Here is a 14,310-nt window from a genome sequence, read left to right as displayed (position 1 = left end):
TTCGTGGGCGCTCAGCCGCCGTACGGAACCGTGATGATCTCGAGGTTGTGCCCGTCCGGGCTCTCCCAGTAGACCCCGCGGCCGCCGTCGTTGTGGTTGATCCGGCCCTCCTGACGGTGGAACGGGTCGGCCCAGTAGGTGATGCCGCGCTCGGTGATCCGCCCGAAGATCTCGTCGAACTCGGCCTCGGACACCTTGAACGCGTAGTGCTGCGGCCGGAAATCCTGGTCCTCCACCACGTCTAGGCTGACCTGGTTGGAGAGCTCGACGACCCGGAACGGGCCATAGACCTGGGCCGGCGGAAGTCCGAGGATCTCGGTCAGATGGGTCGCCATCGCGTCTCGATCGGAGGCGTGGACGATCGTGTGGTTCAGCTGGACGCTCATCGGATTCTCCTGTCTCCCTCCCTGACGACTCTAGGTCGCCGACACGGCGCTTCCGACCCTGATGCGCGGCTCACCCGTCGAGGTTCCGGGTGAAGAAGGCATCCAGTCGCTCGACGGCTGCGCCGACGTACGGCTCGCGGTCGTAGAGGTCCACGTGGCTGGCGCCCTCGACCCAGAAGACCTCCTTCGGCCCCACGGCTCGCTGGAACGCGTCGATCGCCATCCACGCCGTCTCGGCCCGGGTGCCGAGCACCATGAGCAGCGGTCGCTGCCCGATCAGCGGAACCTGTGCGAAGGCGTCGAACGTCGCCATCTTGTCGACGCTCGTCCAGTCGAAGGCCTTGGCGGCTCGCTCGTGATCGGCACGCGGGGTGCAGTAGTAGTCGAAGCCCTCGGCCGCATGCTCCCCACCGATCGCTCGCGCCTCGTCCGCCGTCGCCGGGAACAGCGGCAGCATCCCGGGGTCCTCGCCGCGGGCGCGGGCCGTGCGGGCAGCCGCCGCACCGTCCAGCATCGCCTGGAACACCGCCGGGTCCTGGGTGCCGTTGGCGCCGAGCCGGAACTGGCGGGCGACGTCGACAGCGCAGACCGTCGCGAGCGCCTTGATCCGGTGGTCGCCGGCCGTCGCGGTGAGCGAGTAGCCGCCCGACGCGCAGATGCCGAGCACCCCGATGCGCTCGCCGTCCACCTCGGGGCGGGTGGTCAGGAAGGAGACTGCCGCCTTGATGTCCTCGATGCGCTGGGCCGGGTCCTCCAGCCCGCGGGGGAGCCCGCCGCTGGCGCCCTGGTAGGCGGCGTCATAGGCGACGGTCACGAACCCCTGCTCGGCCAGGCGCGCGGCGTACAGCCCCGAGGCCTGTTCCTTCACCCCCGTCCCGGGGTGACCGACGACGACGGCGGGCGCGGCGCCGGCGCCTTCGGGGACGTAGAGGTGGGCAGCGATCTGGATCCCTGCGCTGTCGAACGTGACGTCGAGCTTGGTGACCATGGGTCTCTCCTTCGTACAGGCGGCCGGTCCGTCCGGTCCGCACCGGCGGGTTCGCCGCCGGCACACACCAAGGTCCACCGCGCCGAAGGACCGCGAAAGCGGCCAGTATCTGCCTGGGAAGGTTTCTTCCCTGGATGGGTTCCGTACGTCCCGGCCACAATGGACCCATGAGCAACTCAGCGGTGCCCGACGAGCTCGGAGCGTTCCTCAAGGCGTCTCGGGCACGCCTGACACCGGCCGACGTGGGCCTGCCTGACCTGGGAAATCACCGGAAGGTACGCGGCCTGCGCCGCGAGGAGGTCGCCGCCCTCGCCGTGATCAGCGTCGACTACTACACCCGTCTCGAGCAGGGACGGGTGAAGGCATCCGCGTCCGTCCTGGAGACGCTGGCTCGTGCCCTTCGCCTGGACGAGGACCAGCAGGCGTACATGTACGAGATCGCCGGGAAGGTCGACGCGCTCCCCCGGCGACGCCGGACCGTGCAGACGATCCGGCCCGCCGCACGCCGGCTGCTCGACCAGCTCGTCGACACGCCCGCGCTGGTCCTGGGAAGAAGGCTGCACGTCCTCGACTGGAACCACGCGGCCACCGCGTTGTTCCTCGACTTCGCGACGATCCCCGAACCGGAGCGCAACTACATCCGCCTGATGTTCACCCACCCGATCGTGCGCGGCCTGCACGCCCAGTGGGAGCACGACGCCCGCGACGCCGTGGCCGCGCTGCGGATGGAGGCGGCGAAGGACCCGCACGACCCCGAGCTGGCCGTCCTCGTCGGCGAGCTCTCCGTGAGAGATGCCGACTTCCGTACGTGGTGGGCGGAGCGGCACGTGAACTCCGCGAGCTTCGGAACCAAGCACTACCACCACCCCGCGGTCGGCGAGCTGACCCTGGACTGCGACACCTGGCAGAGCCCTGACGGCTCCGGTCAGCGCCTGATGGTGCTGACCGCGCCCACCGGCAGCCCGTCCGACGATCGCCTGCGCATCCTGACCTCGTGGCAGTCCGACCCCGGCAAGGCCGACGGATTCACAGTCCGCTCCCAGTAGGGCTGCTCACCAGCCCGACGGACGGGTGTTGCCGAGCACCCGGGTCACGGTGATCTCGATGACCACGCGCTCCGGGTTGGGCCGCGGCTGCCGATAGCGCTCGGCATAGCGCCGCTCGGCCTCCGCCACCGACTCCTGGTCGTCCTTGACGACCGCCGTGCCCTCCAACGTGCACCAGCGCCGCCCGTCGACCTGACTGACCGCCGCCTGCGCGCCATCCCCGGCCGCGCGTACGTTGCGGACCTTCTTGCTGCCCGCGCTGCTGATGATCCGCGCGATGCCGGCCTCGGGGTCGAAGGTCACTCCCACCGGCACGAGATGCGGGCTCCCGTCGGGGCGGGTCGTGGTCAGGAAGCACACCCGCCGCTCCCGCCAGAACTCGTCGTTCTCGGTGGTGGAGGGCGTCGTGTCGGCTGTCATGGGGCTCCTTCGTAGACCGGGGCCGGCGGGCCCGTCGGCGGGGTCAGCGGTTGTCGCCGCTGCCACCGATGGCGTCGCGCTGCTGACGATCGGCGAGCTTCTTGACGTTGAGCTCGGCGACGTCCGCGAGCGGAAGTCCGAAATGGTCGGCGAGGACCGCCAGGTACCACAGTGTGTCGCCGAGCTCCTTCGCGAGATCATCGAGGTCCCACTGCGCGAAGTCGCTGTCGTGGTCCCGGATGATCTTCTTCGCCTTCTCGGCGATCTCACCCGTCTCGCCGACCAGCCCCAGCAGCAGATGGAACACCTCGTTGGGCGTGCCCTTCGACGCCGCGGTCCGCAGCGCCGCCTGCTGGTAGGCGTTCATGTCCATCACCCGAACCTATCGCGCCTCCCGCTCAGACGGTCGGCACGGTGCCGCCGTCGATCACGTACTCGGCGCCCACGATCGCCGAGGCGCGGTCCGAGACCAGGAAGCCGACCAGGTCCGCGATCTCCTCGGTGCGCGCGAACCGCCCCAGAGGTACGCCGCCGAGGGAGTCGAAGATGGTCTGCTTCGCTGCTTCGCGGGTGAGCCCGTTGCCCTCGGCGATCCGGTCCACGAACCTTTCGTAGGCCTCGGTCTCGATCCCGCCGGGGCTGATCGCGTTGACCCGTACGCCGCGCGGGGCGAGCTCGTTGGCGAGCCCCTTGCTGTAGGTGCGCAGCGCGGCCTTCGCCGCCGCGTACGCCAGGGTCGCGTCGTGCAGGGGCAGCTCACGCTGGATCGAGGTGAAGTGCAGCACCACGCCCGACCCGGACGCGATCATCGCCGGGAGAAGAGCTCGATCCAGACGAACCGCTCCGAGGAGGTTGAGGTTCAGCTCGGTGAGCCACTGGTCGTCGGTGATGGCCGCGAATCCCCCGGGCGGCGTGGACGCACCGCCGACGACGTGCACCAGGATGTCGAGTGGGCCGCCGGACTCTGCGATGCGGGCGGCCACGGCGTCGGTGCCTTCGGCCGTCAGGATGTCCGCTTCGATGAATCGGTCGGGGTGCTCGTACCCCTCGGGCATCCTTCGCGCCGTCACGTACACGTCGGCACCCATCTCTCGAAGTCTCTCCGCCACGGCCTTGCCCGAGCCCTTCGAGCCGCCCGTGACCAGCGCCCGGCGGCCGTCGAGACGATCGCGGTCTGAACTGGACATCTCTCTCCTTCGAAGTTCGCGGTGGCGCGGGTCAGGCCGCGTAGTTGGCGATGACGAGCTCGGCGACGAGGTCGTCCCGCAGCGTGAACCGGTAGTCGAGCTCGGCGACGCCACCTGGAAAGGTGCCCTCGAGCCGCACGGTCAGCACCCAGTGGGCGTCGTCGACGCGGCGGGCGCCGATCTGCTCGGTCGTGTAGTCGAATTCGGACCCGGCGTCCCGCAGGAACGCGTGAACCGCCTCGCGGCCGCGGAAGGTCTCGTCCTGGTCGACGATCACCGCATCGTCGGTGAGGAACGACGCGGCGGTGTCGGCGTCATGGACGACGTGGGCCGCGAAGAAGTCGCGCACGGTGGTCGGGAGCAGGTCGGACGGAAGGTCGGTGTGCTGTGTCATGAGCCCACCATCCGGCCTCACGGTGCGGGAGGGTCAAGCGGTGGACTCTCCCCCAGGGAGAGCCTTCAGAATGAGGGGGTGCTGACCATCGGGGAGTTCTCGCGGCTGACCCACCTGAGCGTACGGACGCTGCGCCGGTATCACGAGGCGGCCCTGCTGGAGCCGGCCGTGGTCGACGAGACCACCGGTTACCGCTACTACGGCGTCGACCAGATCCCGACCGCGCAGGTCATCCACCGGCTCCGCGAGCTCGACGTCCCCTTGAGCGACGTGCGGCAGATCCTGCGGACCCCTGATCCCGGTGTCCGCGCGACCCTGGTCGCGGACCACCTGCAGCGCCTCGAGGACGTGCTCGACCGCACCCGCGCCGCCGTCGTGTCGCTGCGCCGCCTGCTCCAGCCCGACCCCGCGCCGATCGACGTCGAGCTCCGCGCGGAGCCCGCCCGGACGGTCGCCGCGGTGGAGGATGTCGTCGGTCATCACGACGTCACGACCTGGTACGCAGGCGCCATGGCCGAGCTGGAAGCGGCCGTCTGCCCCGCCGTGACCGGACCGCCGGGCGGCAGCTACGACAACGCCCTCTTCGAGCAGGAACGCGGCCACGCCCTCGTCTACCTGCCGACCGCGACCCCACCCCGCACCGGCCGCGTGCACCCCGCGACCCTGCCGGCCGTGGAGCTGGCCGTCACCACCCACGTCGGCGAGCACGACGGCATCGAGGTGACGTACGGCGAGCTCGGGACCTGGGTGGTCGAGAACGCGATGTCGGTCGCCGGGCCGGTGCGGGAGGTCTACCTCGTCGGCCCACGTGACACCAGCGACCCCGCTGCCTGGCGCACCGAGATCGGCTGGCCGGTCTTCCGAGTCACCTGACGACAGTGGCTACGGCTGCATACCCCCAGAAAAGCGAAACACCCCTGGTGGCCAACGTTTCCGCTGGTCACCAGGGGTGTTCTCCCAGGCGTGGCAGGTGAAGGATTCGAACCTTCGAAGGCAAAGCCGACGGATTTACAGTCCGCTCCCATTGGCCGCTCGGGCAACCTGCCTGGGTTGTGCGCGTCCCGTCGGAGACGGATCGCGACAGCACGAAACAATAGCGCAGGGGCTGGCGGCGTACGAAAACGGCACGAGGTCCTAGGGTGAGACAGGTACGTTCCCGGGGCACCGTCCTGGTCAGAGGCTAGAGGAGAGAGTCATGGCTGACTCGTCGTTCGACATCGTGAGCAAGATCGACCGCCAGGAGGTCGACAACGCGCTGAGCCAAGCCGCACGTGAGGTGGCGACGCGGTTCGACTTCAAGGGGACCAACGCAACCATCGAATGGAGCGGTGAGCACGCGATCGAGATCTCCGCCTCCGCCGACGACCGGGCCAGCGCGGTGCTCTCGGTCTTCCAGGACAAGCTGATCAAGCGCCAGCAGTCGCTGAAGATCCTCGACGCGAGCGAGCCGCGCCAGTCGGGGCAGCAGTCGAAGATCTCGATCACGCTCAAGGAGGGCATCTCCTCCGAGGACGCGAAGAAGATCTCCAAGCTGATCCGCGACGAGGGCCCCAAGGGCGTCAAGGCGCAGATCCAGGGCGACGAGCTCCGCGTCTCCTCCAAGAAGCGCGACGACCTGCAGACCGTGATCTCGCTGGTCAAGGCGCAGGACTACGACTTCGCGGTGCAGTTCATCAACTACCGCTGACGATCACCGCGCAGGGCCGGCACCGAGTCCACCAGTGGTGGTTGCCGCGAGAGCGGCGGTGAACGCAGCAGGCGAGCCTGCTCGCCGGAACAGCCGACGCTGCCTGTCGGCTCCGCCCCCGACCCGGCGTAGGCGATCGATGGTCGAGAGCACCGAGGCTTCGTCTCCATGTGCGCGCAGCTGCGGTCGAACCCGGGTGACCATGGCGTCGATGAGTTCCCAGGAGCGGAGAGGACGGCCGCTCTGCGGATCGATCACGATCCCGCCCAGGCCGTCACGGGCAGCCGACAGACAGGACCGCCGAAGCAGGTCCTGACGAACGGGCACCACGGGCCGACCGGCTGCGGCATCGTCGACCGCCATGCCGACCAGCGCCCGGACGAGTCCCGCGTACGCCGCGGCCTCCTCGGCCGTCAGGCTCATGTCGGCCGCCCTGACCTCGATGGTGGGGTATCGGGGCGAGAGGCGCGCCAGGAAGTACACGCTGCGCCTGTCCAATGCCCGGCCCGCCGCGACGGCCTGGTCGACCATCTGGTCGTACTCCTCGACCGAGCGCACCGGTGGCGCGGGCATGAGGGTCGGCCAGCGGGACGCCAGGAGGAAGCGTCTGCTGGCCCAACCGGTGACCGCGCCTTCCCAGATGGGCGAGTTCGCCGTCAGGGCTATGAGTGGCGGCAACCAGGCCCGGAGCCGGAGCAGAGCGTCCACGGCGACCTGCCTGGTCGGAACACCCACGTGCACATGGCAGCCGCAGGTTCCGTTGGTACGCATGGCCACCGGGAAACGCCTGGCGAGCTCGTTGTAGCGAGGTTCATCCGTCACCGGAGGCGGGTCGGGCAGCCCGAACGGCGCCACTCCTGTCGCGACGACCATGGCCCCGTGGTGGCTCGCGACCTCCGCGACCCGGCGACGCATCGCGCTCAGTGCATCGTGGACCTCCGCGAGCGTGGTGCACACCGGCGTCCGCGTCTCCACCATGAACCTCATCGACTCGGTGACGACGTGTGTCGGGTAGCCGCACTCGCGAATGATCTCGATCGCCGCCGGAACGACCGCGCCGCTGCGCGGGTCCAGCAGCGTGAACTCCTCCTCGACGCCTACGGTCGGCGCGTCGATGACATCGGTCGAGCCGCCCAGTCCGCCCACGTGTGGGTCGCGGGCCGTGTCGGTGGGTCTCATCTGTCCGAGCTCCTGCACGCTCACCAGCCTCGAAGGCCCACCACGAGGCGGGTAGGGCCGATCAGCACTCTCGATGCGGACGAATGGCCTGCCCCGGGTCGAGAGGCACCCCACCCCAGGACCTTGGCCACTAACCCGTACGGGCGACGCGAGGGTTGCATCGGAGGTGGCTGATAGAGCCTCGAGAGGAGGGGCGATGGCGCTCACGAAGGAGCCGATCCCGGTCACAGTCACCCTGCGCGGCAACGTCGGCGAGTACGCCGGAAAGTACGCGCGGAGCAAGATCTCCACGGCACTGGGCGTCGCGCACGGACCGGTGTTGCAGGCGCACGTCGTACTGGACTGGCGGCACAACCCAGCGGCGGAGAACCACGCCATCGCGGAAGCGTCGGCGAACGTCGACGGACTCATGGTGAGGGCGAAGGCAGCAGCCCCGACCATGCCGGAGGCCGTCGACGAGTTGGAGTACCGGCTGCGCCGACAGCTGGCACATCTGCAGGATCGCAACCGCACCAGGCACCGCCGCACGCGCACCCCGGCCGAGCACGAGTGGCGTCATGGCGACCCTCCGAGCCGCCGGGTCCCCTACTTCCCCAGGTCGGAGGGGACCCGGGAGGTGGTCCGACACAAGTCGTTCGCAAGCGCCTCGATGACCGCCGAGCAGGCGGCGTACGAGATGGACCTGCTCGACCACGACTTCTTCCTCTACCGAGACGCCGCTTCGGACGCGCCCGCGCTGGTGCACCGTCTCCCTTCGGCGATCCAGGCACCTTCGCCGCCGTCGCTGACCGAAGACCAGGCGCGTGCCCGGCTCGAGGCTGACAGTGAGCCGTTCGTCTTCTACCTCGAAGCGGAAACCGGTGCCGGCAGCGTGCTGTATCACCGGTACGACGGGCACTACGGCCTGATCGAGCTCGCCTGACTCCCGGTGGGAGCACAGACTTCAGCACTAGGCTCCGGCTGTGACCTACGAGCCTCCGAGAGCGTCAGCCGAGATCGACGCCCCGATCGAGGTGGTGTGGCGGGTGATGGTCGAGACCGAGTCGTACGCCGCCTGGAACCCGTTCGTCGTCCGCGCCGAGACCGCGCGGCCGGCGGCGGTGGGCAACCCGATCATCCTGCATGTGACCTGGGCGAACGGTGGCCACACGCGCTCACCCGAGCGGATCTCGGCGCTCGAGCCGCCGGTCGTAGGCGGGGACGGGGTGGGGGTTGCGTACCTGGCCTATGTCTACGAGGGCTGGCCGGCGCGGCTCGGCCTGGTCCGGGGCGTACGTCACCAGCGACTGACCCAGCGACCGGGCGGGCCGACGCGTTACGAGACGGTCGAGGACTTCTCCGGTCCGCTGGTGGGGCTGGCCGGTCCCGAGCGGGTCGCCGAGGGCTTCCGGCGTCACGCCGAGGCGCTCAAGGCTCGGGCCGAGACGCTCGCGAATGAAAGTGGACTTGACCACTAGATTGAGCGAAATTCTGCATTCATCTGCAAGAATGTGGTCGTGCGAGTATCTGCCAAGTCCGACTACGCCCTCCGCGCCCTCATCGAGATGGCCGCGCGCGAGGACGGAAAAGCTGTCAGCGCCGAGGAGCTCGGCCGCGCCCAGGAGATCCCTCACGGGTTCCTGCAGGCGATCCTCGCCGACCTCCGCAAGGCCGGCGTCGTCATCTCACAGCGCGGCCAGTCCGGCGGTTGGCGCCTGGCCCGCAAGGCGTCGGACGTCTCTGTCGCCGATGTGATCCGCGCCGTCGACGGCCCGCTGGTCTCGGTCTATGGCCTGCGCCCCGAGGGGGTCACCTACAACGAGCGCGCCGATGTCCTCCAGCACGTCTGGATCGCCGCGCGCGACTCGCTCCGCGAGGTCTTCGAGAAGGTCTCCATCGCCGATCTCGCCTCTCGTGAGCTGCCCGACGAGGTCACCACCCGCACCGCGCGCGACGAGGCTTGGCTGCCTCACTGACGCGAAGGAATACCCGGTTCACCGGGTATTCCTGCACTTCTCTGGCATTGCAACACCTGAGAAGTGCAGGTTTCACCGGTTAACCGGGTATCCCTCCCCTACGCCGCCGGCGAAGGCGCCGGCATCGTGTACGCCCCCGGCGACGGCGTCACGAACACGTTGACGCCCTCCTCGAGCTGCAGAGCCCGGGCATGCGTACGCGTCAGCTCGGCGGTCACGACCTCACCGTCGTCGGTGAGGACCGTGAGGCGCACCTCGAAGCCGATCCGCAGGACGCGCGAGACCGTGCCCTCGAGCGAGTGCTCGGAGATCGGCGACGGGGTGACCTCGACGTCGTGCGGGCGGATCAGGGCGCCGCCGAGCGTGGTCACGTCGCCGAGGAACGACATCACGAAGTCGTTGGCGGGCTCGTCGTAGAGCTGCTCGGGGGTGCCGATCTGCTCGATCCCGCCCTGGTTGACGACCACGATCTCGTCGGCGACCTCGAGGGCCTCCTCCTGGTCGTGGGTCACGAAGACGGTGGTCACGTGCACCTCGTCGTGGAGGCGGCGCAGCCAGTCGCGCAGCTCCTTGCGTACCTTCGCGTCCAACGCCCCGAACGGCTCGTCGAGCAGCAGCACGGACGGCTCGATCGCCAGGGCGCGCGCCAGCGCCATCCGCTGCCGCTGGCCGCCGGAGAGCTGCGAGGGCAGCCGGTTGGCGAACTGCGAGAGGTGGACGAGCTCGAGCAGCTCCTCCACCTTCGCGGCGATCTCTGCACGAGGCCGCTTGCGGATCTCCAGCCCGAAGGCGACGTTCTTGGCCACCGAGAGGTGTTTGAACGCGGCGTAGTGCTGGAAGACGAAGCCGACGTTGCGCTTCTGCACGGGCAGCGACGTCGCGTCCTTGCCCTCGATCACGACCGACCCGGAGTCGGGCGTCTCCAGCCCAGCGATGACCCGCAGCAGCGTGGTCTTACCGCCACCGGAGGGCCCCAACAGTGCCGTCAGCTGCCCGGTCGGGATGGTCAGGTTGATGTCCTCCAGCGCCACGAAGTCGCCGTAACGCTTGTTGACACCACTTACTTCGATGCTCATGGGATGTGGTCCTTTCAGCGCACGCGCGCACCACGGGCGCGCAGCACGAAGACGACGAGGATGCAGATGACCGAGACGCTGGCGAGGAGGAAGGCGACGGCGTACGCGCCCTGCTGGTCGAAGTTCAGGTACTTCTCCTCGACCGCGAGGGTGGCGGTGCGGGTCTGGCCGAGCACGTTGCCCGAGACGACCTTGACCGCGCCGAACTCGCCGAGCGAGCGGGCCAGGGTGAGCACGACGCCGTAGATGACGGCCCACTTGATGCCCGGCAGGGTGATCCGCCAGAACGTCTGCCAGGAGCTCGCCCCCAGCGACGCCGCGGCCTGCTCCTGCTCGGTGCCGATCTCCTCGAGCACCGGGATGACCTCGCGGATCACCAGCGGCAGCGACACGAACGCGGTCGCCATGATGATCCCGGGGGTCGCGAAGATGACCTGGATGCCGGCCGACTCGAGCGTCGGCCCGAACCAGCCGTCGCGGCCGCCGTAGACCAGCACGAGCGCCAGGCCTACGACGATCGGAGAGACCGAGAGCGGCAGGTCGATGAGGGCGCTCAGGACCCGCTTGCCCGGGAACTCGGTCCGGACGAGGAGCAGCGAGATCGAGACGCCGAAGACCAGGTTGATCAGCGTCGCGACCACCGCGGCCATGCAGGTCAGCTGGATCGCGTGCATCATCTGCGGGTCGCCGAAGATCCCTGCGAACGCCTCGGTGGTGAACCCGACGTCGGGCACGTGGAAGGCGTTCCAGGCGACCAGCACCACCGGCCAGGCCACCAGCAGGCCCAGATAGGCGATGACGACCAGCCGGAGGACGTACGTCAGTGGGGTGCGCGGAGCGCGACGGGTCTCAGCCACGGCGGACCATCCTCCTCTGGACCAGGTCGAGGACGACGATGACGAGCAGCGAGACCACGAGCAGCATCGCCGCGATCGCCGCCGCGCCCTCCGGGTTGTCGTTCTCGATCGCGGACAGGATCCGCACCGAGGCGACCTCGGACTTGAACGGCAGGTTGCCCGAGAGCAGGACCAGGGAGCCGTACTCCCCCATCCCGCGCGCGAAGGAGAGCGCCGCCCCCGCCGCGATCGCGGGCGCCAGCGAGGGCAGGATGATCCGCCGGAACGTGGTGAACCGCGAGGCTCCCAGGGAGGCAGCCGCCTCCTCCACGTCGGCGTCCAGCTCCTCGAGGACGGGCTGCACCATGCGTACGACGAAGGGCAACGTCACGAAGGCGAGGGCCAGGTAGACCGACATCGACGTGTTGGCCCAATGGAGCCCGAGCGGCGACGACGTGCCGTAGAGGGAGAGCAGCACGAGACCCGCGACGATCGTCGGCAGCGCGAACGGGATGTCGATGATGACCTCGAGCAGGCCCTTGCCCCAGAACTTGTCGCGCACCAGCACCCAGGCGATGACGGTGCCGACGACGACGTTGATCAGCGTGACCACGATGGCCGCGCGGATCGTCAGCCAGATCGCGGAGGCGGTCTGCTCGTTGCCGAGCTGGTGCGCGAAGGCGGACCAGCCCCCGCTGGACGCGGTGATGATCACCGCGACCAGCGGGATGAGGACGAGCAGGCTGAACCAGAGCATCGTGACGCCGAGCCCGATGCCGCTGGTCCTTGTCAGAGTGGTGGCCGGCCGGCTGCTCCGCGAACGCGGCGCAGCCGGCTCGACCGTAGGGATGGTTGTCGTCATGACGTGACTACTGGGAGGCCTTGCCGGACTTGGCGATGGCGTCGGTCACGATGCCGAGGGCCTCGCCGTCCTCACCGGTGCCGAAGAGCTTCTCCTTGACGCCCGACCAGTCGCGGCCGCCGAAGTCGTTCTCCAGGGTGAGGAGCTGCTTCGGCGCCGGGAACGGGTCGGCCGGGTCCTTGGCACCCTTGATGTCCTCGGGCTTGAGACCGATGGCGTCCCAGTCGACGACGCCGGGGTTCTCGGTGTTGACCGGACGGAAGCCGGTCAGCGCGAACTGCTTCTGCCCGCCCTTGGGGTCGAGGACGAAGTCGAGCCAGTCCTGGGACGGCTTGGAGGAGTCCTTGAGGATGGCGCCGGGGTTCTCGATCAGCACCGTGGAGTCCGGGATGATGTAGTCGAAGCCCTCGCCCTGCTGGGAGGCCAGGATCGCCTCGTTCTCGTAGGCGAGCAGTACGTCACCGGTGCCGCCGAGGAAGGCGGTGGTGGCGTCGCGGCCGGAGTTGGTCAGCGTGACGACGTTCTTGAAGAGCTTGTCGAGGTACGCCTTGCCCTCCGCCTCGGTGCCACCGTTCTTCACGACGGAGCCCCAGGCGGCCAGCGCGTTCCAGCGGGCCGCGCCGGACGAGGCCGGGTTGGCGGTGACCACACCGACGCCCGGCTTGATCAGGTCGTCCCAGCCCTGGATGTTCTTCGGGTTGCCCTTGCGGACACCCAGCACGACGATCGAGCTGGACACGATGCCCTTGTTCGGGCCGTCGTCCCACTTCGGGTCGACCAGGCCGGCCTTCTCCAGGCGCTGCACGTCGGTGCCGACGGACAGGTGGACGTAGTCGGCCTTCAGGCCGGCCTCGACCGCACGGCTCTGGTCGCCCGAGGCGCCGTAGGAGGTCTCGAAGGTGACGCCCTTGCCCTCGGGAGTCTTGTTGAACTCCTTGGCGATCGCCTTGTTGGCCGTCTCGGGGACGGCGAAGCCGACGATGGAGATCGACTCCGCGTCACTGCCGCCACCGGAGCCACCGCACGCGGTCAAGGTCAGGATGCTCGCAGCGGCCAGGGCCACTGCAACCTTGATCTTCTTCATCTGGTTCCTCACTTCTGCCCTGCCGAGTCAAGGTCGATCGGGTTACGAATGTCGAGGAGAATACTTGAGTTAGCCGAGTGAATGTGAAAACGCACGATCGTTCCGCCCCTTGGACGTCCCCCGGTCGCCGAGGCGTCACTCAGGTCGGCCGAGATGGCACCTGGGTGCCATCTCGACCGACCTGAGTGACGCCTCGCCTGGCTTTTGAATCAGACGGTTGTCGGGGTCGTCGGCGCGACGAGGGTGCGCAGGACCTTGCGCCGGTGGTGGACCGCCTCGGCGCTGAAGATGACCAGGGCGACCCACACGATCGCGAAGCCGGCCCAGCGACCCGGCGGCATCGCCTCGTGGGCGATGAAGACGCCGACGGCGAACTGCAGGATGGGCGCGAGGTACTGCAGCAGCCCGATCGTCACCATCGGCACCCGGATCGCAGCCGCCCCGAAGCAGGCCAGCGGCACCACCGTGATGATGCCGAGGCTGATCAGCAGCAGTACGTGGACGACACCGTGCCCGACGAGCGTGCCGTTGCCGGTGGCCTGGAGAGCGACGATGAGGGTCAGCGCGAACGGCGCCGTCACCGCGGTCTCGACGGCCAGCGACTCGAACGGGCCGACCCCGGCGCTCTTCTTCAGCAGCCCGTAGGTGCCGAACGAGAAAGCCAGCACCAGCGCCACCCAGGGCAGCCGCCCGTAGTCGATGGTGAGCACGACGACCGCCACGAACGCGATCGCCAGCGCCACCCACTGCAGCTTCCGCATCCGCTCACGCAGGATGATCACGCCCATCAGCATGGTGACCAGCGGGTTGGTGAAGTAGCCCAGGCTCGTCTCCACGATCCGGCCGTTGTTGACCCCCCAGATGTACGTCACCCAGTTGATCGAGATCACCGCGGCAGCCGCCGCCAGCAGCAGGAGCTTGCGCCGGTCGCGGAGGATCGCCGCCACCTGCTGGCGGCGGCCGACGAGCAGCACCAGCGCTCCGGCCACGACCAGGGACCACACCACCCGGTGTCCCAGGATCTCCCAGGCTCCGGCCGGCTCCAGGAGCGGGAAGTAGAGCGGGAACGCGCCCCACATGACGTACGCCGCGACGCCGAACATCACTCCACGCCGCTGCTCACTCACAGCCTTACGTTACCGCCCCGGGTAACGACTTTTTACCCGAGGTCGAAGATCAAGACCGCCGAGGCGTCACCCGCGTCGGCCGA

The 14,310-nt window shown here is 68.9% G+C and carries 18 protein-coding genes and 1 tRNA gene; 6 read left to right on the top strand and 13 right to left on the bottom strand.

The genetic code is table 11. The annotated features are described in order from the left end of the window. Positions 1-11: 11 nt before the first annotated feature. Together UG56_RS17005 and UG56_RS17000 are read right to left on the bottom strand one after the other, a co-directional pair. Positions 12-386 carry a VOC family protein gene (locus tag UG56_RS17005; protein ID WP_045549069.1) on the bottom strand — a complete coding sequence of 125 codons (375 nt, stop codon included), beginning with the start codon at positions 384-386 and terminating at the stop codon, positions 12-14. Between the two features lie 70 nt (positions 387-456). Beyond that, positions 457-1,374 (bottom strand): alpha/beta hydrolase, encoded by a 918-nt coding sequence (locus UG56_RS17000; RefSeq protein ID WP_045549068.1) that lies wholly within the window; start codon positions 1,372-1,374, stop codon positions 457-459. A 167-nt stretch (positions 1,375-1,541) separates the two neighbouring features. On the opposite strand from UG56_RS17000, the gene UG56_RS16995 reads away from it, so the two are divergent. Then, entirely contained in the window at positions 1,542-2,420 is an 879-nt protein-coding gene (locus UG56_RS16995; protein WP_045549067.1) for a helix-turn-helix domain-containing protein, read from the top strand. A gap of 6 nt (positions 2,421-2,426) precedes the next feature. On the opposite strand, the gene UG56_RS16990 is transcribed toward UG56_RS16995, so the two are convergent. The 4 genes from UG56_RS16990 to UG56_RS16975 are packed head-to-tail and all read right to left on the bottom strand — an operon-like array spanning position 2,427 to position 4,421. Continuing rightward, complete coding sequence (locus tag UG56_RS16990) at positions 2,427-2,840, bottom strand: pyridoxamine 5'-phosphate oxidase family protein (protein ID WP_045549066.1); 414 nt, start codon at positions 2,838-2,840, stop codon at positions 2,427-2,429. 43 nt (positions 2,841-2,883) lie between these two features. Beyond that, positions 2,884-3,213 (bottom strand): nucleoside triphosphate pyrophosphohydrolase family protein, encoded by a 330-nt coding sequence (locus tag UG56_RS16985; protein ID WP_045549065.1) that lies wholly within the window; start codon positions 3,211-3,213, stop codon positions 2,884-2,886. 25 nt (positions 3,214-3,238) lie between these two features. Next, positions 3,239-4,027, bottom strand: a complete 789-nt coding sequence (locus tag UG56_RS16980; protein ID WP_084101190.1) for an SDR family oxidoreductase — start codon at positions 4,025-4,027, stop codon at positions 3,239-3,241. A 31-nt stretch (positions 4,028-4,058) separates the two neighbouring features. After that, on the bottom strand, positions 4,059-4,421 hold the full coding sequence (locus tag UG56_RS16975; RefSeq protein ID WP_045549064.1) for a nuclear transport factor 2 family protein: 363 nt from the start codon (positions 4,419-4,421) through the stop codon (positions 4,059-4,061). 78 nt (positions 4,422-4,499) lie between these two features. On the opposite strand from UG56_RS16975, the gene UG56_RS16970 reads away from it, so the two are divergent. After that, a complete protein-coding gene (locus UG56_RS16970; RefSeq protein ID WP_045549063.1) occupies positions 4,500-5,294 on the top strand; it encodes a MerR family transcriptional regulator in 795 nt (264 codons plus the stop codon). Positions 5,295-5,385: 91 nt separating this feature from the next. Here UG56_RS16970 and UG56_RS16965 read toward each other — a convergent pair. Beyond that, positions 5,386-5,467, bottom strand: a tRNA-Tyr gene (locus tag UG56_RS16965). A gap of 149 nt (positions 5,468-5,616) precedes the next feature. Here UG56_RS16965 and UG56_RS16960 point away from each other — a divergent pair. Further along, positions 5,617-6,108: a YajQ family cyclic di-GMP-binding protein gene (locus UG56_RS16960; RefSeq protein WP_008356498.1), complete on the top strand. Its 492-nt coding sequence runs from the start codon at positions 5,617-5,619 to the stop codon at positions 6,106-6,108. 3 nt (positions 6,109-6,111) lie between these two features. On the opposite strand, the gene UG56_RS16955 is transcribed toward UG56_RS16960, so the two are convergent. Then, positions 6,112-7,287, bottom strand: coding sequence for a carboxylate-amine ligase (locus UG56_RS16955; protein ID WP_177191497.1), 1,176 nt, complete (start codon positions 7,285-7,287; stop codon positions 6,112-6,114). A 196-nt stretch (positions 7,288-7,483) separates the two neighbouring features. Between UG56_RS16955 and UG56_RS28420 the strand changes: the two genes are divergently transcribed. From UG56_RS28420 to UG56_RS16940, 3 genes are read left to right on the top strand one after another with little or no spacing between them, the layout of a single operon-like run. Further along, entirely contained in the window at positions 7,484-8,209 is a 726-nt protein-coding gene (locus UG56_RS28420) for a ribosome hibernation promotion factor (protein WP_045549062.1), read from the top strand. A 40-nt stretch (positions 8,210-8,249) separates the two neighbouring features. Next, positions 8,250-8,744, top strand: a complete 495-nt coding sequence (locus UG56_RS16945) for an SRPBCC domain-containing protein (RefSeq protein ID WP_045549061.1) — start codon at positions 8,250-8,252, stop codon at positions 8,742-8,744. A 39-nt stretch (positions 8,745-8,783) separates the two neighbouring features. After that, entirely contained in the window at positions 8,784-9,242 is a 459-nt protein-coding gene (locus UG56_RS16940) for an RrF2 family transcriptional regulator (RefSeq protein ID WP_045549074.1), read from the top strand. A 98-nt stretch (positions 9,243-9,340) separates the two neighbouring features. Here UG56_RS16940 and UG56_RS16935 read toward each other — a convergent pair whose 3' ends face one another. From UG56_RS16935 to rarD, 5 genes are all read right to left on the bottom strand, one after another. Continuing rightward, on the bottom strand, positions 9,341-10,318 hold the full coding sequence (locus UG56_RS16935) for a sulfate/molybdate ABC transporter ATP-binding protein (RefSeq protein ID WP_045549060.1): 978 nt from the start codon (positions 10,316-10,318) through the stop codon (positions 9,341-9,343). A gap of 14 nt (positions 10,319-10,332) precedes the next feature. Beyond that, the gene (locus UG56_RS16930) at positions 10,333-11,175 is read right to left on the bottom strand and encodes a sulfate ABC transporter permease (RefSeq protein ID WP_045549059.1); all 843 of its coding nucleotides are present in this window, start codon (positions 11,173-11,175) and stop codon (positions 10,333-10,335) included. Then, entirely contained in the window at positions 11,168-12,016 is an 849-nt protein-coding gene (cysT, locus tag UG56_RS16925) for a sulfate ABC transporter permease subunit CysT (RefSeq protein WP_045549058.1), read from the bottom strand. Before cysT ends, UG56_RS16930 begins: the two co-directional genes overlap by 8 nt. 7 nt (positions 12,017-12,023) lie before the next feature. Beyond that, on the bottom strand, positions 12,024-13,100 hold the full coding sequence (locus tag UG56_RS16920; RefSeq protein ID WP_045549057.1) for a sulfate ABC transporter substrate-binding protein: 1,077 nt from the start codon (positions 13,098-13,100) through the stop codon (positions 12,024-12,026). Between the two features lie 209 nt (positions 13,101-13,309). Next, the gene (rarD, locus tag UG56_RS16915; RefSeq protein WP_052693579.1) at positions 13,310-14,227 is read right to left on the bottom strand and encodes an EamA family transporter RarD; all 918 of its coding nucleotides are present in this window, start codon (positions 14,225-14,227) and stop codon (positions 13,310-13,312) included. Positions 14,228-14,310 lie beyond the last annotated feature (83 nt).

The sequence above is a fragment of the Nocardioides luteus genome, assembly GCF_000960475.2.
Taxonomy (GTDB): domain Bacteria; phylum Actinomycetota; class Actinomycetes; order Propionibacteriales; family Nocardioidaceae; genus Nocardioides; species Nocardioides luteus_A.
This window is presented reverse-complemented; position numbering and strand designations above follow the sequence as displayed.